The organism is Nocardioides sp. CPCC 205120 (assembly GCF_048654585.1).
Classification (GTDB): Bacteria; Actinomycetota; Actinomycetes; order Propionibacteriales; family Nocardioidaceae; genus Nocardioides.
The window spans coordinates 115791-134672 of record NZ_JBMCYY010000001.1 but is presented as its reverse complement, the minus strand read 5'-3'; the positions used below and the strand labels follow the sequence as shown (position 1 = coordinate 134672).

The 18882-nt window shown below is 74.1% G+C and carries 19 protein-coding genes; 15 read left to right on the top strand and 4 right to left on the bottom strand.

Annotated elements, in window-relative coordinates; genetic code table 11:
* The first annotated feature begins 23 nt into the window (after window positions 1–23).
* The 6 genes from ACOACO_RS00680 (at window position 24) to ACOACO_RS00655 (ending at window position 7459) form a co-directional block, all read left to right on the top strand.
* Window positions 24–1703 (top strand): L-aspartate oxidase, encoded by a 1680-nt coding sequence (locus ACOACO_RS00680; protein WP_420294337.1) that lies wholly within the window; start codon window positions 24–26, stop codon window positions 1701–1703.
* A complete protein-coding gene (nadC, locus tag ACOACO_RS00675; RefSeq protein ID WP_420294336.1) occupies window positions 1703–2602 on the top strand; it encodes a carboxylating nicotinate-nucleotide diphosphorylase in 900 nt (299 codons plus the stop codon). Before ACOACO_RS00680 ends, nadC begins: the two co-directional genes overlap by 1 nt.
* A gap of 1 nt (window position 2603) precedes the next feature.
* On the top strand, window positions 2604–3446 hold the full coding sequence (locus ACOACO_RS00670; protein ID WP_420294335.1) for a type III pantothenate kinase: 843 nt from the start codon (window positions 2604–2606) through the stop codon (window positions 3444–3446).
* Window positions 3447–3686: 240 nt separating this feature from the next.
* Window positions 3687–4028, top strand: coding sequence for a histone-like nucleoid-structuring protein Lsr2 (locus ACOACO_RS00665; protein ID WP_420294334.1), 342 nt, complete (start codon window positions 3687–3689; stop codon window positions 4026–4028).
* Window positions 4029–4228: 200 nt separating this feature from the next.
* On the top strand, window positions 4229–6805 hold the full coding sequence (locus tag ACOACO_RS00660) for an ATP-dependent Clp protease ATP-binding subunit (protein WP_420294333.1): 2577 nt from the start codon (window positions 4229–4231) through the stop codon (window positions 6803–6805).
* Between the two features lie 276 nt (window positions 6806–7081).
* Window positions 7082–7459 (top strand): hypothetical protein, encoded by a 378-nt coding sequence (locus ACOACO_RS00655; RefSeq protein ID WP_420294332.1) that lies wholly within the window; start codon window positions 7082–7084, stop codon window positions 7457–7459.
* 153 nt (window positions 7460–7612) lie between these two features.
* Here ACOACO_RS00655 and ACOACO_RS00650 read toward each other — a convergent pair whose 3' ends face one another.
* Window positions 7613–8479: an A/G-specific adenine glycosylase gene (locus tag ACOACO_RS00650; protein WP_420296274.1), complete on the bottom strand. Its 867-nt coding sequence runs from the start codon at window positions 8477–8479 to the stop codon at window positions 7613–7615.
* Between the two features lie 146 nt (window positions 8480–8625).
* On the opposite strand from ACOACO_RS00650, the gene ACOACO_RS00645 reads away from it, so the two are divergent.
* On the top strand, window positions 8626–9369 hold the full coding sequence (locus tag ACOACO_RS00645) for a hypothetical protein (RefSeq protein WP_420294331.1): 744 nt from the start codon (window positions 8626–8628) through the stop codon (window positions 9367–9369).
* A 30-nt stretch (window positions 9370–9399) separates the two neighbouring features.
* Here the strand turns inward: ACOACO_RS00645 and disA are convergent, their stop codons facing one another.
* A complete protein-coding gene (gene disA / locus ACOACO_RS00640) occupies window positions 9400–10458 on the bottom strand; it encodes a DNA integrity scanning diadenylate cyclase DisA (RefSeq protein ID WP_420296273.1) in 1059 nt (352 codons plus the stop codon).
* A 230-nt stretch (window positions 10459–10688) separates the two neighbouring features.
* Between disA and ACOACO_RS00635 the strand changes: the two genes are divergently transcribed.
* The 6 genes from ACOACO_RS00635 (at window position 10689) to ACOACO_RS00610 (ending at window position 14449) form a co-directional block, all read left to right on the top strand.
* Window positions 10689–11576, top strand: a complete 888-nt coding sequence (locus ACOACO_RS00635; RefSeq protein WP_420294330.1) for an FHA domain-containing protein — start codon at window positions 10689–10691, stop codon at window positions 11574–11576.
* Window positions 11577–11874: 298 nt separating this feature from the next.
* On the top strand, window positions 11875–12357 hold the full coding sequence (locus ACOACO_RS00630) for a DUF4395 domain-containing protein (RefSeq protein ID WP_420294329.1): 483 nt from the start codon (window positions 11875–11877) through the stop codon (window positions 12355–12357).
* 144 nt (window positions 12358–12501) lie between these two features.
* Window positions 12502–13365, top strand: coding sequence for a sulfurtransferase (locus ACOACO_RS00625; RefSeq protein WP_420294328.1), 864 nt, complete (start codon window positions 12502–12504; stop codon window positions 13363–13365).
* Between the two features lies 1 nt (window position 13366).
* Entirely contained in the window at window positions 13367–13663 is a 297-nt protein-coding gene (locus ACOACO_RS00620; RefSeq protein ID WP_420294327.1) for a DUF1416 domain-containing protein, read from the top strand.
* A gap of 175 nt (window positions 13664–13838) precedes the next feature.
* Window positions 13839–14177, top strand: coding sequence for a hypothetical protein (locus ACOACO_RS00615; protein WP_420294326.1), 339 nt, complete (start codon window positions 13839–13841; stop codon window positions 14175–14177).
* A gap of 146 nt (window positions 14178–14323) precedes the next feature.
* Window positions 14324–14449, top strand: a complete 126-nt coding sequence (locus ACOACO_RS00610; RefSeq protein WP_420294325.1) for a hypothetical protein — start codon at window positions 14324–14326, stop codon at window positions 14447–14449.
* A gap of 34 nt (window positions 14450–14483) precedes the next feature.
* Here the strand turns inward: ACOACO_RS00610 and ACOACO_RS00605 are convergent, their stop codons facing one another.
* Window positions 14484–16724 carry an acyltransferase family protein gene (locus ACOACO_RS00605; protein ID WP_420294324.1) on the bottom strand — a complete coding sequence of 747 codons (2241 nt, stop codon included), beginning with the start codon at window positions 16722–16724 and terminating at the stop codon, window positions 14484–14486.
* Window positions 16725–16868: 144 nt separating this feature from the next.
* On the opposite strand from ACOACO_RS00605, the gene ACOACO_RS00600 reads away from it, so the two are divergent.
* Both ACOACO_RS00600 and ACOACO_RS00595 read left to right on the top strand, forming a co-directional pair.
* Window positions 16869–17711 carry a 3-keto-5-aminohexanoate cleavage protein gene (locus tag ACOACO_RS00600; RefSeq protein WP_420294323.1) on the top strand — a complete coding sequence of 281 codons (843 nt, stop codon included), beginning with the start codon at window positions 16869–16871 and terminating at the stop codon, window positions 17709–17711.
* Window positions 17712–17864: 153 nt separating this feature from the next.
* A complete protein-coding gene (locus ACOACO_RS00595) occupies window positions 17865–18308 on the top strand; it encodes a hypothetical protein (RefSeq protein ID WP_420294322.1) in 444 nt (147 codons plus the stop codon).
* A gap of 93 nt (window positions 18309–18401) precedes the next feature.
* Here ACOACO_RS00595 and ACOACO_RS00590 read toward each other — a convergent pair whose 3' ends face one another.
* On the bottom strand, window positions 18402–18761 hold the full coding sequence (locus ACOACO_RS00590; RefSeq protein WP_420294321.1) for a DsrE family protein: 360 nt from the start codon (window positions 18759–18761) through the stop codon (window positions 18402–18404).
* Window positions 18762–18882: the final 121 nt, after the last annotated feature.

Here is an 18882-nt window from a genome sequence, read left to right as displayed (position 1 = left end):
CGCTGCTGCGAGACTCCACCCCCATGAGCACCCCGACCACCCGCCTGCCGCAACGGCTGAGCGCGCCCGCGCCCGGCTGGACGACGCGGGCCGACGTGGTCGTGGTCGGCTCCGGCATCGCCGGGCTGACCGCGGCCCTGCGGCTGCGCGCGGCCGGCGTCGGCCGGGTGCTGGTGGTCACGAAGACGGTGCTCGACGCGGGCTCGACCCAGTGGGCCCAGGGCGGGATCGCGGCGGCCCTCGGCCCCGGCGACACCCCGGCCGAGCACGAGCTCGACACCCTCGTCGCGGGCGCCGGCGCGTGCGACGGCGAGGCGGTGCGGGTGCTCGTCACCGAGGGGCCCGAGGCGGTGCGCGAGCTGATCGCGCTCGGCGCGCAGTTCGACCACGACCCCGACGGCGAGCTGTCCCTGACCCGCGAGGGCGGCCACCACCGCGACCGCATCGCCCACGCCGGCGGCGACGCGACGGGCGCCGAGATCCAGCGGGCGCTCATCGCCGCCGTCCAGCGCGACCCCGAGGTCGAGGTCGTGCAGCACGCGCTGGCGGTCGACCTGCTGCTCGCCGCCGACGGCGGCGTCGCCGGCCTCACGCTGCACGTGCTGGGGGAGGGGCAGCGCGACGGCGTCGGCGCGGTGCTGTGCCGCGCGGTCGTGCTCGCCAGCGGCGGGCTCGGCCAGGTCTTCCAGCAGACCACCAACCCGTCGGTCACCACGGGTGACGGCATGGCGCTGGCCCTGCGCGCGGGCGCCACGCTGCGCGACCTGGAGTTCGTGCAGTTCCACCCCACGGTGCTCTACCTCGGCGCCGACGCGCTGGGCCAGCAGCCGCTCATCTCGGAGGCGGTGCGCGGCGAGGGCGCGGTGCTCGTCGACGGTCTGCCCGAGGAGGGCGGGCGCCGCGTGATGGAGGGCGTGCACGAGCTGGGCGACCTGGCGCCGCGCGACGTGGTCGCGAAGGCGATCACGCGCCGCATGCACGCGACGGGCCGCCCCCACGTGTGGCTCGACGCCCGCGCCCTGGGGCGGGAGTTCTGGGAGCGCCGGTTCCCCACGATCCTCGCCACCTGCGAGCGGTACGGCGTGGACCCGGCCACCGACCTCATCCCCGTCGCGCCGGCCTGTCACTACGTCTCCGGCGGCGTGCGCACCGACCTGTGGGGGCGCACCGGCGTGCCGGGCCTCTACGCCACCGGCGAGGTCGCCTGCTCGGGCGTGCACGGCGCCAACCGCCTCGCGTCGAACTCGCTGCTCGAGGGCCTCGTGTTCTCGCGGCGCATCGCCACCGTGCTGCCCGGCGAGCTGCGGGGCTGGGCGGAGCCCGCCGACGACCGCCGGCCCGCGGGCCTCGTCACGGGCGAGGTGCGCGCCGAGCTGCAGGCGGTCATGACCGAGCGCGTCGGCGTGCTGCGCAGCGCGACCGGGCTGGCCGAGGCGCACGCGCGGCTGGCGGGGCTGGCCGCCGTACCGGCCGACCGGGTCGACGTCGACGCCTGGGAGACCACCAACCTGCTCACCGTCGCCGACGCCCTGGCCGCGGCCGCCGCCCTGCGCACCGAGACCCGCGGGTCGCACTGGCGCGAGGACCACCCGGCGACCGACGAGGTGTTCCCCGGCCACTTCGACGTCACCGTCCGCGAGGGCGTGCGCCACGTGGCGCTCGCCGCCGCCGTTCCCACCCGCACCGAGGAGACGACCCCCTGATGCTCGCGCGCCACCCGCTCGACGCGATGCCCGCCGACCTCCTCGCGGAGATCGAGGCCGCCGGCCTGTCCGCCACCGCGCTGCACGCCGCCGTGGCCGCCGCCATCGACGAGGACCTGCCGGGCGAGGACGTCACGAGCGCCGCCACCATCTCCGCCACCGCGCGCGGCGTCGCCGAGATGGCCGCACGGGAGCCGGGGGTCGTCGCGGGCCTGGCGCTCGCCGAGCTGGTCTTCCGCTACGTGATGGGCGACGACGTCGAGGTCACCGACCGGCGCCCCGACGGCGACCGCGTCGCGGCGGGCGACCTGGTGCTGCGCGTCGCGGGACCGACCCGCGGCCTGCTGACCGCCGAGCGCGTCGCCCTCAACTACGCCAGCCACCTCTCGGGCGTCGCCACCGCGACCGCCGCCTGGGTCGACGCGCTGGCCGGCACGCGCGCCCGGGTGCTCGACACCCGCAAGACGCTGCCCGGCGTGCGCGCGCTGCAGAAGTACGCCGTGCGCTGCGGCGGCGGCGTCAACCACCGGTTCAGCCTCTCGGACGTCGCGATGGTCAAGGACAACCACGTCGTCGCCGCGGGCGGGGTCGTGCCGGCGTACGAGGCGGTGCGGGCGGCGTACCCCGACGTGCGGGTCGTCGTCGAGGTCACCGAGCTCGACGAGCTGCGCCGGCTGCTCGAGGTCGGCTGCGACTGGGTGCTGCTGGACAACATGAGCACCGCGACGATGGCCGAGGCCGTCGCGATCACGGGCGGCCGCGCCACGCTCGAGGCGTCCGGCGGCCTCACCATCGCCCGGGCCACCGAGGTGGCCGCGACGGGCGTCGACTACATCTCCGTGGGCGCCCTCACCCACTCCGTCACGGTCTTCGACCTGGGCCTGGACCTGCGGGGCTGACGTGAGCGCCCCGCTGCCCCCGCCCGCCGCCGGCTCGCGGCTGCTCTGCGTCGCCATCGGCAACACCCGCACGGTGCTGGGCCTGCTCGACGGCGAGACGCCGCTGGCCGACTGGCGGGTGGCGACCGACGAGCGTCGTACGGCGGACGAGTGGGCCGCCCTGCTCACCTCGCTGTTCGCCGACGGCGGGCCCGCCCGGCCGCTGCCCGAGGGCATCCGGTCGCTGACCGGCGTCGCGATCGCCTCGACCGTGCCGGGCGTGCTCCACGAGTGGCGCGAGATGCTGGCGCGCCACCTGCCTCGGGTGCCGCACGTCGTGGTCGGCCCGGGCGTGAAGACGGGCATCCCGGTGCTCGTCGACAACCCGCGCGAGGTGGGCGCCGACCGCATCGTCAACGCCCTCGCGGCCGCGACCTACCACGCGGAGCCCGGCCGGCCGGTCGTCGTCGTCGACTTCGGCACCGCGACGACCCTCGACGTCGTCAACGCGAAGGGGCAGTACGTCGGCGGGCTCATCGCCCCCGGCGTCGAGGTCGCCGCCGAGGCCCTCAACCGGCGTACGGCGCAGCTGCGGCGCGTCGAGCTCGTGCGGCCCCGCTCGGTCGTCGCCAAGAACACGGTCGAGGCGATCCAGGCCGGCCTCTACTTCGGCGTGCTGGCGCAGGTCGAGGGGTTGCTGGCCCGGGTCGCGGCCGAGATCGGCACCAGCGTCGAGGACCTGCGGGTCGTCTCGACGGGATATCTCGCGCCGCTGGTGAGCGAGGAGTGCACCGGTATCGACCGGCACGACCCGTGGCTCACCGCGCGCGGTCTCGAGCTCGTGTTCCGCCGCAACGCGTCCTGAGGTCGCCGGGCGTCATTCGGCTCGCGGCCGACTCAATTCCGTCCGGGGATGCGTGGATTTCCCGCGTCGATATCCGGGACCGATTCCGGCGTCGACATCCGCTCCGTCGGCGACATCACGAAATCCATTACCGCTGATAAGTCGACCCGGTGCTGAATGTCGCCGGTGTTTCTGCCATGATCGAGCGGACAATTCATTCCCGACCGGTTTTCCGGTCGACCTCCCGGAAAGTGGTGGGAAATGGCGCAGAAGGTGAACATCGTCCTCGTCGACGACATCGACGGGAGCGAGGCCACGCAGACCGTGACCTTCGGCCTCGACGGTGCCGAGTACGAGATCGACCTCAACGACGAGCACGCCGAGGCGCTGCGCGAGGCCCTCGCCGGCTACGTCGGCCACGCCCGCAAGTCGGGCGGCAACCGCAGGACGCGCCGTACGTCGTCCTCGTCGTCCGCCGCGGCGGCCTCCGACGGTCCGTCGACCAAGGAGGTCCGCGAGTGGGCCCGCGAGAACGGCTGGGACGTCCCGGACCGCGGTCGCGTGTCCGCGGAGATCCGCGAGGCGTACGACGCCGCGCACTGACGCCGCGCCGAGCGGGCCCTCTCCACGCTCCGTGCGCCGCCGGGGTCTGTTCGCTGTGAGCAGACCCCGGTGGGTGTCTGGAGGGGAACACGTAGTCTGGACCGGGAGTTGATCTCCGGTGTACGAGCGGCCCCTGACGGGGTCGCCCGGCCCACCCGCGGCGTTGGCGCGTCGCGGTATCGAGAAGGATCGAGGCGCACATGTTCGAGCGGTTCACTGACCGAGCCCGTCGGGTGGTCGTGCTGGCCCAGGAAGAGGCCCGCATGCTCTCCCACAACTACATCGGCACCGAGCACATCCTGCTCGGGCTGATCCACGAGGGCGAGGGTGTCGCGGCGAAGGCCCTGGAGAGCCTGGACATCTCGCTCGAGGCCGTCCGCGCCCAGGTCGAGGAGATCATCGGCCAGGGCCAGCAGGCCCCCAGTGGTCACATCCCCTTCACCCCCCGAGCCAAGAAGGTGCTCGAGCTGTCGCTGCGCGAGGCGCTGCAGCTCGGTCACTCCTACATCGGCACCGAGCACATCCTGCTCGGCCTCATCCGCGAGGGTGAGGGCGTCGCCGCCCAGGTGCTGCAGAAGCTGGGCGCCGACCTCAACCGCGTGCGGCAGCAGGTCATCCAGCTGCTCAGCGGCTTCCAGGGCAAGGAGAGCGCCGGCGCCGCGGCCAGCACGGGCGGCTCCGGCAGCGAGGCCCCGTCGTCCTCCCTGGTCCTCGACCAGTTCGGGCGCAACCTGACGCAGGCGGCCCGCGAGGGCAAGCTGGACCCGGTCATCGGCCGCGAGTCCGAGATCGAGCGGGTCATGCAGATCCTCTCGCGCCGCACGAAGAACAACCCGGTCCTCATCGGCGAGCCCGGCGTCGGCAAGACGACGGTCGTCGAGGGCCTGGCGCAGGACATCGTCAAGGGCAACGTGCCGGAGACGCTGAAGGACAAGCACATCTACACGCTCGACCTCGGCGCCCTGGTCGCGGGCTCGCGCTACCGCGGTGACTTCGAGGAGCGCCTGAAGAAGGTGCTCAAGGAGATCCGCACGCGCGGCGACATCGTGCTGTTCATCGACGAGATCCACACCCTCGTCGGGGCCGGCGCCGCCGAGGGCGCGATCGACGCGGCGAGCATCCTCAAGCCGATGCTGGCGCGCGGCGAGCTGCAGACGATCGGCGCGACCACGCTGGACGAGTACCGCAAGTACCTGGAGAAGGACGCCGCGCTCGAGCGCCGGTTCCAGCCCATCCAGGTGGCCGAGCCCTCGATCGCGCACACGATCGAGATGCTCAAGGGCCTGCGGGACCGCTACGAGGCGCACCACCGCGTGACGATCACCGACGAGGCGCTCGTCTCCGCGGCCACACTGGCCGACCGCTACATCTCCGACCGGTTCCTGCCGGACAAGGCGATCGACCTCATCGACGAGGCCGGCTCGCGCCTGCGCATCAAGCGCATGACGGCGCCCGCCGACCTCAAGGAGTACGACGACAAGATCGCCGAGGTGCGCGTCCGCAAGGAGGCGGCCATCGACGGTCAGGACTTCGAGGCCGCCGCCGCGCTCCGCGACGAGGAGAAGCAGCTCATCCTCAAGAAGGCCGACCGCGAGAAGCAGTGGCGCTCCGGCGACATGGACGTCGTGGCCGAGGTCGACGAGGAGCTGATCGCCGAGGTGCTCGCCGTCGCGACGGGCATCCCGATCGTGAAGCTGAGCGAGGAGGAGTCGACCCGCCTGCTCAACATGGAGGACGAGCTCCACAAGCGCGTCATCGGCCAGGAGGAGGCCGTCAAGGCCCTCTCGCGGGCGATCCGTCGTACGCGTGCCGGTCTGAAGGACCCGAAGCGTCCCGGTGGCTCGTTCATCTTCGCCGGTCCCTCGGGTGTCGGTAAGACGTGGCTGAGCAAGACGCTGGCGGAATTCCTCTTCGGTGACGAGGACGCGCTCATCCAGCTCGACATGAGCGAGTTCGGCGAGAAGCACACCGTTTCCCGCCTCTTCGGTTCGCCCCCCGGTTACGTGGGTTACGAGGAGGGTGGCCAGCTCACGGAGAAGGTGCGGCGCAAGCCGTTCTCGGTGGTCCTCTTCGACGAGGTCGAGAAGGCGCACCCGGACATCTTCAACTCGCTGCTGCAGATCCTGGAGGAGGGTCGCCTGACCGATTCCCAGGGTCGGGTGGTCGACTTCAAGAACACCGTCATCATCATGACGACGAACCTCGGCACGCGTGACATCGCGAAGGGCGTGAACCTCGGTTTCGCCCAGACCGGTGACGCCGCGGGTTCGTACGACCGGATGAAGAACAAGGTGTCGGAGGAGCTCAAGCAGCACTTCCGCCCCGAGTTCCTCAACCGCGTCGACGAGATCATCGTGTTCCCGCCCCTGAACCAGGAGCAGATCATCTCGATGGTCGACAACATGATCGCGTCGGTGGAGCTGCGCCTGAAGGACCGCGACATGTCGCTGGAGGTGACGCAGTCCGCGAAGGACCTGCTCGCCAAGCGCGGCTTCGACCCGGTGCTGGGTGCGCGACCGCTGCGCCGCACGGTGCAGCGCGAGATCGAGGACACCCTGGCCGAGAAGATGCTCTTCGGCGAGGTCGGCCCCGGTCAGATCGTGCTCGTCGACTCCGAGGGCGAGGGCCCGACGGCGACCTTCACCTTCAAGGGGCAGAAGGTCGGCGCCATGCCCGACATGCCGCCCCTCGAGGCGGCCGGCGTCGAGCTGACGAAGGGCGACCCGACCGAGGAGACCGAGGGTCCCGTCGACATCCCGCGGAACCCGGAGGACTGATCCTCCGCCGCCCGGTGAGAGCCGGGCGGTGAGCAACAGCGGCCCGTGCGCTCCGGCGTACGGGCCGCTGTCGCGTCCGGGGGTGGGTGCCGGGCGGGTGCGGACCGGGGCGCAGGGACCGGGGGAGGGGCCGGGCGAGCGCTCGGCCGTGACGTCGAAATTCGCGCGTGGGTCGCAGTTCACGCCCTCGTCGTCCCGCCTCGACAGCGTCGTGGGTGCCGGCGACCGCCGGCAGGACCGTTCTCGGGTCCGTCACGTCTGCGAAGGAGATCCCCCATGCGCACCCTCACCCGTCTCGCCGCCGGCGGCGCCGTCGCCCTCGCCCTCGCCGGTGCCTTCACCGCGGCCACCCCCGCCGAGCCCGCCGAGGCCGTCCCGCCGTTCGGTGGTCTCATCATCAACAGCGGCCCGCAGCCGATGTTCATCACCTACAACCTGGGCGACCCGTGGGGCAACGAGGCCATCCTCGGCGACGGCCAGGCGAGCGCCGGCAACCGCGACGCCGACGCGTTCTACGTCGAGGCCGGCTGCCGCGCGGTCTACTACGTGACCAACTTCGGCAGCTCCTACCCGGCCGGCCCCTACACCGACACCACCGCCGGCTGGACGAAGATCAGCAACCTGCAGACGGCGAGCGTCAGCTACTACTGCTGACGCCCCCGCGTAGTCCCTGACGTTCCCGACGGTCCGACCGGCGTGTCGCGTCGGAAACGTCAGGGACTACCGGGCGGGTGGGACCGGGCCGTGGGGCCGGGCCGTGGGGCCGGGCCGTGGGGCCGGGCCGTCCGGCACGGGTACGGCGCCGCGTCAGGGCAGCGCGTACGTCGTGGGCCCGACCCGGGCGAGCAGGCCGTCGGCCAGGAGGCTCGCCAGGCACCGCTCGCGCTGGGTCGCGTCGGCCCACTGCGCCTCCAGCGTCGAGGCCGGCACGGGACCGTCGGCGTCGCGCACGGCGCCGAGCAGGCGGCCGCGGCACTGCCGGTCGGTGCCGGCGTACGTCTGCACGGGGCGGGGCGGTCCGTCGTACGCCGGCCGCCCGGCCGCCACCCACGCGCACCGCTCGGCGAGCGGGCAGCGGGGGCAGGCGGGCGACGTCGCCGTGCAGACCAGCGCCCCGAGCTCCATGAGCCCGACGTTCCAGGTCGCCGCCACCGGGGCCTCCTCGGGCAGCAGCGAGGCGGCCAGGTCGCGCTCGGCGCGGTTGACCGAGCGCGCCGGGTGCTCCACACCGGCCACGGCCCGCCCGATCACGCGCCGCACGTTGGTGTCGAGCACGACGTGGCGCCGGGCGTGGGCGAACGACGCGATCGCCGCCGCCGTGTAGTCACCGACCCCGGGCAGGGCCAGCAGGTCGTCGTACGACGCGGGCACCTCGCCGCCGTGCCGCTCCACGATCGCGGTGGCCGCGGCGTGCAGGCGCAGCGCGCGCCGGGGATACCCGAGCCGCCCCCACGCCCGCACCGCCTCGCCCGTGCTCGCCGCGGCCAGGTCGGCCGGCGTCGGCCACGCCTCCAGCCAGGCGGCGTGCACCGGCAGCACCCGGGCGACGGGCGTCTGCTGCAGCATGAACTCCGAGACCATGACGGACCAGGCGCTCGCCTCGGTACGGCGCCACGGCAGGTCGCGGGCGAACTCGTCGTACCAGCCGAGCACCGCCGCGTGCAGCGCCTCCAGCTCCGCGGGCGCGACGGCGGCGGGGGCACCAGCGGCGGGGGCACCGGCCCGGGAGCCGCGGGCCGGAGGGGTGGGCTGGGGCACGTCGCCCGAGCCTACGGTGCGCCTGCCCGGCCGCGGCGTCCGCGCTGACTACCGTTCGCGCCATGTCTTCCCCGACCCGTCCCCGTCGCCGGCACCCGGCGCGGGTCTACTGGGTACGCCGCGCGCTGGTGCTCGGCGTGGCCGCCCTGCTCGTCGTCGCGATCGCCCGGCTGCTCGGCGGGGGCGGCGACGAGGAGCCGGCCGGCGAGGCTGCCGCCCAGGTCGCGGGCGAGGCCTCGGAGACGACGAGCGACGCCGCCACGACGGCCCCGACCACCACGGCCCCCGTGCCCACCACGACGCAGCCCGCGAGCCCGACGGGGCCCTGCGCGCCGGAGGACGTCGTCGTGACCCCGCAGGTCGAGGGCGCCGTCGCCGGGTCGCCGGTCGCCATCACCCTGGCCCTCACGACCCGCGAGTCGCCGGCGTGCTTCTGGAACGTCTCCTCGGCCACGGTGGTCGTGAAGGTGACGTCGGGCGACGACGGCATCTGGACCAGCCAGCACTGCCCGGACGCCGTGGCCCGCGTCGACGACGCCGTGCTCCGCCCGGAGCAGCCCGCGGTGGCGACGGTCGAGTGGCCCGCGTGGCGCTCGGGCCCGGGCTGCGAGCTCATGCAGTGGTCGCTGCCGGGCTCCTACCACGTGGAGGCGGCCGCCCTCGCGGGCGAGCCGACCGACGTGCAGTTCGAGCTGGTGGCGCCCGAGCCCGAGATCATCGAGCGGACGATCCCGCCGACGGCGCCTCCCGCGACCACGCCCGTGGCGCCCGCGCCGCAGCCGACCGCACCCGCCACGACGGGCTGAGCCGCACCACGGGCCGAGCCGCCGGCAGGCTCAGACGTAGCGCTCGAGGATGCTCGACTCGGCGAGCCGGGAGAGGCCCTCGCGCACGTTGCGGGCGCGCAGCTCGCCGACGCCGTCGACGGCCTGCAGGTCGTCGATGCCGGCCGACAGCAGCTTCTGCAGCGTGCCGAAGTGCTCGACGAGGCGGTCGACCACCGCGGCGGGCAGGCGGGGCACCTTGGCCAGCAGCCGGTAGCCCCGTGGCGCGACCGCGCCGTCGAGGTGCTCGCTCGTGCCGAGGCCGAGGGCCCGCGCCACCTGGGCGGGGTCGACGAGCTCGGTGGCGGACAGGCCGTCGAGCCGGTCGAGCAGCTTCTCCGGGGACGGCGCGCGGCGCCCCGAGGGCAGGTAGTCGCGCACGACCAGCTCGCGCTCGGCGTCGACGCCGGTGACGAGCTCCTCGAGCTGCAGCGACAGCAGGCGGCCGTCGGTGCCGAGCTCGAGCACGTAGTCCTCGATCTCCCGCGCGATGCGCGAGACCATCTCGAGGCGCTGGGCCACGACCGCGACGTCGCGCACCGTGACGAGGTCCTCGATCTCGAGCGCGGACAGCGTCGTGGCCACCTCGTCGAGGCGCAGCTTGTAGCGCTCCAGCGTCGCGATGGCCTGGTTGGCGCGGGACAGGATCTGGCCCGAGTCCTCCAGCACGTGGCGGGTCGACCCGACGTACGCCGCGATGATCTGCATCGACTGCGACACCGAGATCACGGGGAAGCCGGTCTGCTTGGCGACGCGGTCGGCGGTGCGGTGGCGCGTGCCGGTCTCGAACGAGGGGATCGTGTGGTCCGGCATCAGGTGCACGGCGGCGCGCTGGATGCGGCTGACGTTGGCGTCGAGGATGACCGCGCCGTCCATCTTGGCCAGCTCGCGCAGGCCGGTGGCGCTGAAGGGCACGTCGAGCTCGAAGCCGCCCGTCGAGATCGACTCCACGACCGCGTCGTTGCCCAGCACGATGAGGGCGCCGGTCCGGCCGCGCAGGATGCGCTCCAGCCCGTCGCGCAGCGCGGTGCCCGGGGCGATGGACGCCAGCACCTCGCGCACGCGCAGCATGTCCTCGCTGCGATCGATCCCGGCCACGTTCCTCCTCGAGCTGCGTCGCGCCCGCACGGGCGCCGGCCTGAGTCTAGGGCGCGGGGTGGCGCGGCGACGTCCGCCTTTGGTAGGGCGTGGCGCGACCCCGGTCGCCCGGCCCTGCGCGAACCGCTCGCCGCGCCCGTCGCCGCGCCGTAGCATGACCCGACCGGTCTCGGGGCATACGTGGGCGGGTCGAGCGAGGGGCGGTGGGTCCAGTGGTGATCTTCATGGTGGTCGCCGGGGTGGGTGCTGTCATCGGTGCCGTCCTGGCCTGGCTCTGGGCCCGTACGGCGGGGGAGCAGCGCCCTGCTCCGGGGCGTCACGCCGCGCCGGTGGCCCCGCCCGCGACGCGGACAGGTGAGGTGTCCGTCGACGACGTGCCCACCGTGCCGCTGCGCACCGACCGCAGCGCCAGCGCCAGCGCCGCCCGGGACGCCGAGCGGCCCGAGCCCACGCTCCCGCTGCCGCGACCGGTCCCGCACCAGCCGACCAGCGTCGCGCACCGTCCCGTCCAGCAGGGCCCGGTCCAGCAGCGCCCGGTCCAGCAGCGCCCCGTGCCGACCCCGGCGCACCCGGCGGCGCCGCGGGCCGCCGTACCCCTCCCGCCCCGTCCCGGGAAGCGTCCCGTGGCTCCTCCGCCGCCCCCGGCGCGTCCCACCGCCCGTCAGCCCGGCCCCCTGCCGGCCGGCCGGCCCGCCCACCCGCCGGTGCACGCGCCGACCGCCCCGCCGGCCGCGCCGGTGATGCGCACCGACGTGATCCGCGGCGTGGACGAGCTGGCGCTCGTCACCGGCGGCGGCGACCTCGTCCGGGTGCGCTCCGGCGCGCTGGTCGGTCGTGCGCAGGGCTGCCGCGTCCGGCTCCGCGACCACCGGGTCTCGCGCCACCACGCGATGGTCTACCTGGCCCGCGGGGCGTGGTGGATCGGTGACCTCGGCTCTACGAACGGCACATTCGTCGACGGCGCGCCCGTGCGGGGTGCCACGCCGCTGCGCGAGGGCAGCCACGTGCTCGTCGGCGGCCCGGGGGGCACCGCGTTCGTCGTGCTGCGCCCCGTCGCGGGCAGCGCGCTCGCCGCGTCCTCGGCCGCCTGAGGCTCGCTCCGGCCGTCGGGCCCGTGCGTCGGCGGACGTGAGGCGCCGACCCGGCCCGTCCGCATCGCGGAACGCCGTCTCACGATGTGGCTCGCGCGTTCGGCCCGCACCCGGCTCGCGCCTACATTGGACCTCGTGTTCACGACCCTGCTGACGAAGCGACGCGCAGTCGACCACTGCCGCGTGCGCTCCGCGCTGTGTCGACCGACCTGACCGACGCCGTCCCCGTCGCGCCGCGCGCGCACCCGACCGCGTCACCGTGAGCCCCCGCCCACCGCCGACCCGTCAGGTTCCCGCCATGCCCCCTGAGCCGCAGACCGTGGCCGCCCCCGTGCGTCCCGCCCGGCCCGACCCCCGGCAGATCGACCCGCGCGGCCCGCAGGTCGCCGCCGGCCTGACCTCCGTCGTGCTCGCCCTCGTGCTGGTGCTCGGCGACTCGACCGCCGCGGTGGTGCTGCTCGCCGCCCAGGTCGCCGTGTTCGCCGTCGGCGCCGGCCTGGGGCCGCAGCACACGCCGTACGCCTGGGTGTTCCGCGGGCTCGTCCGCCCGCGGCTGGCCCCGCCGGCCGAGCTCGAGGACGTGGCGCCGCCCCGCTTCGCGCAGGCCGTCGGCCTCGCCTTCACCGGGGTCGGGCTCGTCGCGCTGCTGGCCGGCGCCGTGCTCGTCGCCCAGGTCGCCGTCGGCCTCGCCCTCGTGGCCGCCCTGCTCAACGCCGTCTTCGCCCTCTGCCTCGGCTGCGAGGTCTACCTCCTCGCCCGTCGCGCGACGGCGCGGGCCTGACCGCCACCCCGAGACACACCGAGACACACCGAGACACCCCGAGACACACCGAGACACCCCGAGACACCCCGAGACACACCTAGTCCCACCCGAGCTTCCATCCCAGCCCCCAACCGCGCCCCGAGGCGCAGAGGAGTCACCTACATGAGCCGCGAGACCGCTCTCGTCACCACCCAGTGGGTCGAGGACAACCTGGACACCGACGGGATCGTCCTCGTCGAGGTCGACGAGGACACCTCGTCCTACGACAAGGGCCACATCCGTGGCGCCGTGAAGCTCGACTGGACGACGGAGCTGCAGGACCAGGTCCGCCGCGACTTCGTGAACAAGCAGCAGTTCGAGGAGCTCCTGTCCCGCAAGGGCATCTCCAACGACGACACCGTCGTGCTCTACGGCGGCAACAACAACTGGTTCGCGGCGTACGCGTTCTGGTACTTCACGCTCTACGGCCACAACGACGTCAAGCTCATGGACGGCGGCCGCAAGAAGTGGGAGCTCGACTCCCGCGAGCTGACGGCCGACGTCGTCGAGCGCCCCGCCACGTCGTACACGGCGCAGGAGCAGGACCGCTCGATCCGCGCTTTCCGCGACGAGACCGTCGCCGCCATCGGCGTCAAGAACCTCGTCGACGTCCGCAGCCCCGACGAGTACGCCGGGCGCCTGCTGGCCCCCGCGCACCTCCCGCAGGAGCAGGCGCAGCGCGCCGGCCACGTGCCCACGTCGATCAACGTGCCGTGGAGCAAGAACTGCAACGACGACGGCACCTTCAAGTCGGACGACGAGCTCAAGGCGCTCTACGCCGACGCGGGCATCGACGACTCCAAGGAGACGATCGCCCTGTGCCGCATCGGCGAGCGCTCCTCGCTGACCTGGTTCGTGCTCAAGGAGCTCCTGGGCCACCAGAGCGTGAAGAACTACGACGGCTCGTGGACCGAGTACGGCTCCCTCGTCGGCGTCCCCGTCGCCCTGGGCGACGAGCCCGGCACGGCCGACGGGCAGGGCGCCTGAGATGTGCGGCGCCACTGAGGGCGGCCTGTCGCTCGACGGCGTCAACGTCGCCAAGGAGGCCGTGATCCAGGGCCAGGTGCTGCGCGCGGGCGAGCCCGTCGGCAACGCCTACGTGCGCCTGCTCGACGGCACCGGTGAGTTCACCGCCGAGGTCCCGACCTCGGCCACCGGCCACTTCCGGTTCTTCGCGAACGACGGGCAGTGGACGCTGCGCACGCTGGCGCCGAAGGCCGACACCGTCGACCGCACCGTGGTGGCCCGCACCGGCGTCGTCGCCGAGGTCGAGATCGCCATCTGACGCTCCACCCCGACGGGGGAGCCCGGGACGCCACGTGCGTCCGGGGCTCCCCCGTCCGCGTTCCCGGGGGGTGCTCGGGGCGCCGCCGGGCGTCGAGCCGCGAGGTCACTCAGGCTAGGCGCAAGGTTCGGTCAATGCGCGCCGCGTGCCGCTGCGGCCGGTGGAACATCGGGTCATGCGTACGTCGCTCCTCACCGAGGCGCCCCCGGCTGCGGCCCCGGCGCTGACCGTGGTCCCCGCCCCGTCCGCGACGCCCTCCGCGGACCTCACCATGTCCGTGCGCAACGGAGCGCTCGCGATCACCACCGCCCGCACGCGCGCGGTGCTCCTCCTCGCCGCCCACGTCGACTCGGGCAACGGCGCGTACCTCTCGATGGAGGTCCGCCCGGGCACGACCGTCGTCTCCCCGCCGCTGACGATCCCCGGCACCCTCGTCGAGCTCGTCGACGCGGTCAGCGGGGCGAGCCTGGGCGAGGTCACCCTCGAGCGGAGGCCCGCGCCGCTCGCGCGGTGACGCGCCTCACCACCTCACCGGTCCAGTCCCCCTGGGCCGTTCCGGCTCGACCTGCGAATCTCGGACCAGCTCTGCGCTCCACCGCCTGCGTCCTACCCGTCACCGAGCCGAGCCAGTCCCGTTCGGCGCCGCCCCGAGGAGCACCCATGTCCCGCCGTCCGAGTCCCGTCGAGGCCCGCCGCCGCCGGTTGGCGCTGCAGTACACGCTGCTGGCGCTGCTGTCCGCCCTGACCCTCGTGCTCGTCTACCTGGCCCTGACGCGCACGCCCTGACGCGCACGCCCCGAGCGGTGCGTGGCCGGGCGCCTCAGTCCGCGAAGACCTCGGGCAGCGCCTCGGCGAAGCCCTCCCGCACGAGCGGCGCGACCTTGCGCGACATCGGGTCGGTGAGGTGGGCGGCGTCGGCGCGTACCGGCACGCCGTCGACGAACCCCGGGCAGCCGACGCCGCCGACGCAGAACCACGGCACGACGTCGACGAACGCCGCGCCCGTGTCCTCCGCGGCGGCGCGGAAGGCGTCGTACCAGGGGCCGGGCAGGCCCGCCGGGCGCCGCACGCAGTCGGCGGGCACGGCGGTCCCGGTGCGGCACTCGGTCAGCGGCAGTCCGGGGGGCGGCGGCGGGAGGTAGACGGTGTGGTCCGCGATCGGCGCCAGCTCCTCGGCGGCGGTCGCGAGGCCCTCGCCCAGACGGGCGAACGCGTCGTCGGTGCCCTCGGCGCCCGCGACCTGGCGGGGGTCGCCCTCGGACGTCACGACGAGCACGTCGGGGTTCTCGGCGGCCAGGGCGTCGCGGGCGTCGCGGCGGAAGTCGGAGCACTCGGGGTAGGCGCCGCCGTCGGTCTCGGTGACCTCGACGTCGGCGACGGTGCACTGCCGGGCGGTCCACACCTCGATGCGCCAGGTGTCGCCGAAGGCCTCCTCGATGGCCGGCACCCAGGAGATGCCGATCGAGTCGCCGAGCACGGCCATGGTGCGGTCGGCGTCGGGGTCGCCGTACACGCAGCGGCGGGCGTTGGCGATCGGGTCGGGGTCGGCGCCGTCCTCGAAGGCGAGGCAGCCGTCCTCGCTCCAGGGGTCGACGATGTCGTCGCGCCCCAGCTCGTCCACGCTGGGCGTCAGGGTCGGCCACTCGGTCGCGAGCAGGGCGCTGGCGACGTCCTTGCGCCACGCGCCGGTCGCGGTGCCGTCGTCGGGGGCGGCGATGATCGCGCGCAGCTCGGCCTCGCCGCGCACCTGGGTCTGCGGCGCGACGGCGATGGCGACGCCCACGCAGGCGACGGCGGCGAGCACGCCGGCGACGCCGAGCACGACGTGGCGCCCACCGGGCACCCGCAGACCGGGCGAGCCGGGAACACGGGCCGCGCGGGACGACCGGCGGGCCTCGGGGGCCTTGCGCCGCGACCGCGGCTCGAGCCAGGAGGAGTGGTGGATCGGGTTCTCGAAGCAGTGGTAGCTCGTCACCGTCAGGATCGACATGACGGCCAGGGCGGCGGCGTAGTAGAGCGTCGTCTCCGGCGGCAGCGCGGCGGCGAGCAGCACGATGACGGGGAAGTGCCACAGGTAGAGCGAGTACGACAGGTCGCCCACGTAGGTCATCGCGCGGTTCGTCAGGGGGGCGAGGTACGGCGGGGTGCCCCCCACGCCGCCGGCGATGACGAGCGCGCTGCCGACGACGGGCAGCGCGGCCCACGGCACCGGGAAGCCCTGCTCCGCGCTGACGAGGAACGCGCCGGCGACGATGAGCCCGAGGCCGGTCCAGCTGACGACGGCGCCGGTACGGCGACCGATCACCCCCGCGAGCAGGGGCGTGGCGATCGCCAGGAGCGCGCCGAGGCCCAGCTCCCAGACGCGGGCCAGCGTCGAGAAGTAGGCCCAGGCCGGCCGGTCGAGCGTCTCGTGGAGGCCCCACGCGAAGGACCCGACGACGATCGCGGTCATCATCGCGCCCGCCAGGAGCCGGGAGTGGTGCCCGCGGCCGGCCCGCGCCAGCAGGGTCAGCGCCAGCAGCATGAGCCACGGCCAGACGAAGTAGAACTGCTCCTCCACCGCGAGCGACCAGAAGTGCTGCAGCGGGGACGCGTCGGCGGTGGCCGCGAAGTAGTCCGTGTCCGCGGAGGCGAACCGGTAGTTGCCGGCGAAGAAGAACGCCCAGATGGCGTCGACGCCGACGGTGCGGGCCCGGGTCTCGGGGTAGACGAGCCAGGCGCCGATCGCGGTCGCGGCCAGCACGAGCGTGGCGGCGGGCAGGATGCGCCGGGCGCGGCGGCGGTAGAACGAGGTGAACGAGATCCGGCCGGTGCGCTCGTGCTCCCGCAGCAGCAGGCCGGTGATGAGGAAGCCGGAGATCACGAAGAAGACGTCGACGCCGATGAAGCCGCCGTGCGGCCAGCCGGTGAGGTGCTCGGCCACGACGAGCAGCACCGCCACGGCGCGGAGGCCCTGGATGTCCTTGCGGGGCCCGGTGGCGACCTTGACGCGCCGGCCGCCCCGGCTGGGGGAGGAGCCGCCCTCCGGCGAGGCCCCGGTCCGGGACAGGGTGTCGGTCACGCACGCACTCCGGGAACCTCGGGGACGCCAACCGCCCCACCATAGGTAACGGAGCGGCCGGAGCCTGAATCGCACGCCGCGTGGCGCGAGCGCGTCCGGCGACAGGCCTGGATCACCGGAGGATCTCCTGGCAGCATGCCCGTCATGCCGGACGACCCCACCGCCCTGCTCCTCACCGTCGCCCCGACCGGTGCGGAGACCGCGAAGGCGGACTGCCCCGCCCTGCCGACCACGCTCGAGGAGCTGGTGACGACCGCGCAGGAGTGCGAGGCCGCGGGGGCCGGGATGATCCACGTCCACGTGCGCGACGACCGCCACGAGCCCACCCTCGACCCCGGGCGGCTGGCCGAGACCGTCGCGGCCCTGCGGGAGTCCTGCGGCCTCGTGGTGCAGCTGTCGACCGGCGGGTCGGTGCACGACGGGTACGACGCCCGCCTCCGCGTCCTCGACGCGGCCCCCGACTCGTGCTCGCTGACGGTCGGCACGGTCGACTTCGGCGACGACGTCTTCCTCAACCCCTGGCCCTTCGTGCAGGAGCTCTACCAGGGCGCCTGCGAGCGCGGCATCGCCCCCGAGTTCGAGCTGTTCGACCTCGGCCACGTGCACAGGCTCGGGCGGCTGCTCGAGCGCCACGGGCTCCCGGTGGGCGGGCGGGTGCACTGCGACCTCGTCATGGGGGTGCCGGGCGGCATGCCGGGTACGGCGGACGCGCTCGTCGCCGCGGTCGCCGCCCTCCCGGCCGCCGTGACCTCCTGGTCGGCGACGGGGATCGGCCGCACTGCCCTGCCCGTCGCGCTCGCCGCGCTGTCGAAGGGCGGGCACCTGCGGGTGGGGATGGAGGACACGCTGACGATGGCGCCCGGCGAGCCCGTCGGCAGCAACGCCCGGCTCGTCGAGCGGGCCCGCGACCTGGGTGGTCTGGTCGGGCGCTCGCCGCTGTCCCCGCAGGGGGTCCGACGGCTGCTGGGCCTCGATCCGGCGGCGTGACGTGACGGCGCGCCGGTGGCGCGCGCGAAGTTTTACCTTGCAGGAGGGGATTTCTCCCACAACGGCGGGGCGGCGGGCATTCGTGCCCTACTGTTCTCCACAGGTGGATGAGGGGTTCGTCCACCGCAAGCCAGATCAACGTCAGGGGTTCTCATGAAGAAGCTTCTCGTCGCGGTCTTCTCGGCGGTCCTCATGACCGCTGGGTTGGTCGCCGGCACCGGTGTCTCGCCCGCGTCCGCGGCGGAGGAGCCCTACCCGGGCACCTACACCGTCGGCTCGCGCATCGTCGTGGGTGCGCCGTACCAGTACGGCCGCCAGAACGCCGCCAAGCCGCTCACCGTGTTCTTCGTCGGCTCGAACGGCCAGCGCGTCGAGGGCGAGGTCGTCACGACCGTCCGTCGCGTCGGCACGGCCGACGTCCGCGCCACGTCGTACGACTACTTCGGCACCACGCGCCGCATCTGGACGCCGAACTTCGGCATCCGTCCCACGCCGGCCAACTACCAGGTCGTCGTGTCGTTCTTCCCGTACGACGAGGCCTACCAGCCGACGACCCGCTCGTTCTACGTCTGGGTCACGCGCACCGGTCGCCCCTGATCGCACAGCACCACCGCTCGACACCGAGGCCTCCGCTACGGCGGGGGCCTCGGTGCATTTCCGTTCGGTGGTCGGTGGTCGGTGTCCGCGCCCTCAGTACACGAGCGCCTGCACGCCCTCGGCCAGGATCTCCTCGGCGAAGGTCGCGGCCCCCGCGACGCGCACGCCGGGCAGCACCGCGTCGGGGGTGATGCCCCGCCGTACGGCGCACTGGGTGCACACGGTGACCTGGCCCAGCTCGAGCACGGTGTCGCGCAGGTCGGCCAGCGCCGTGGCGTGGGGGAGCGTGAACTCCTCGGCACGGCCCGGGAGCCCGAACCACGCGGCCTCGCCCGTGAGCCAGAGTCCGACGTCGGCTCCCGCCGCGGCGGCGGCCGCGGCCACGGTGAACGCCTGGTTGCAGCGCTCCGCGTCCTCGGCGCCGCAGGTGACCTTGATCCGGAGGCTTCGCATGCGCCCGAGCCTAGGCGCGGGCGGGCGCGGATAGACTGCCGGACGTGGATGCCGTTCTGATCGCCGTGCTCGCGTGCGCCCCGCTGGCCCTGGCCGCGGTCGCGTCGCGCACCCTCGTCCG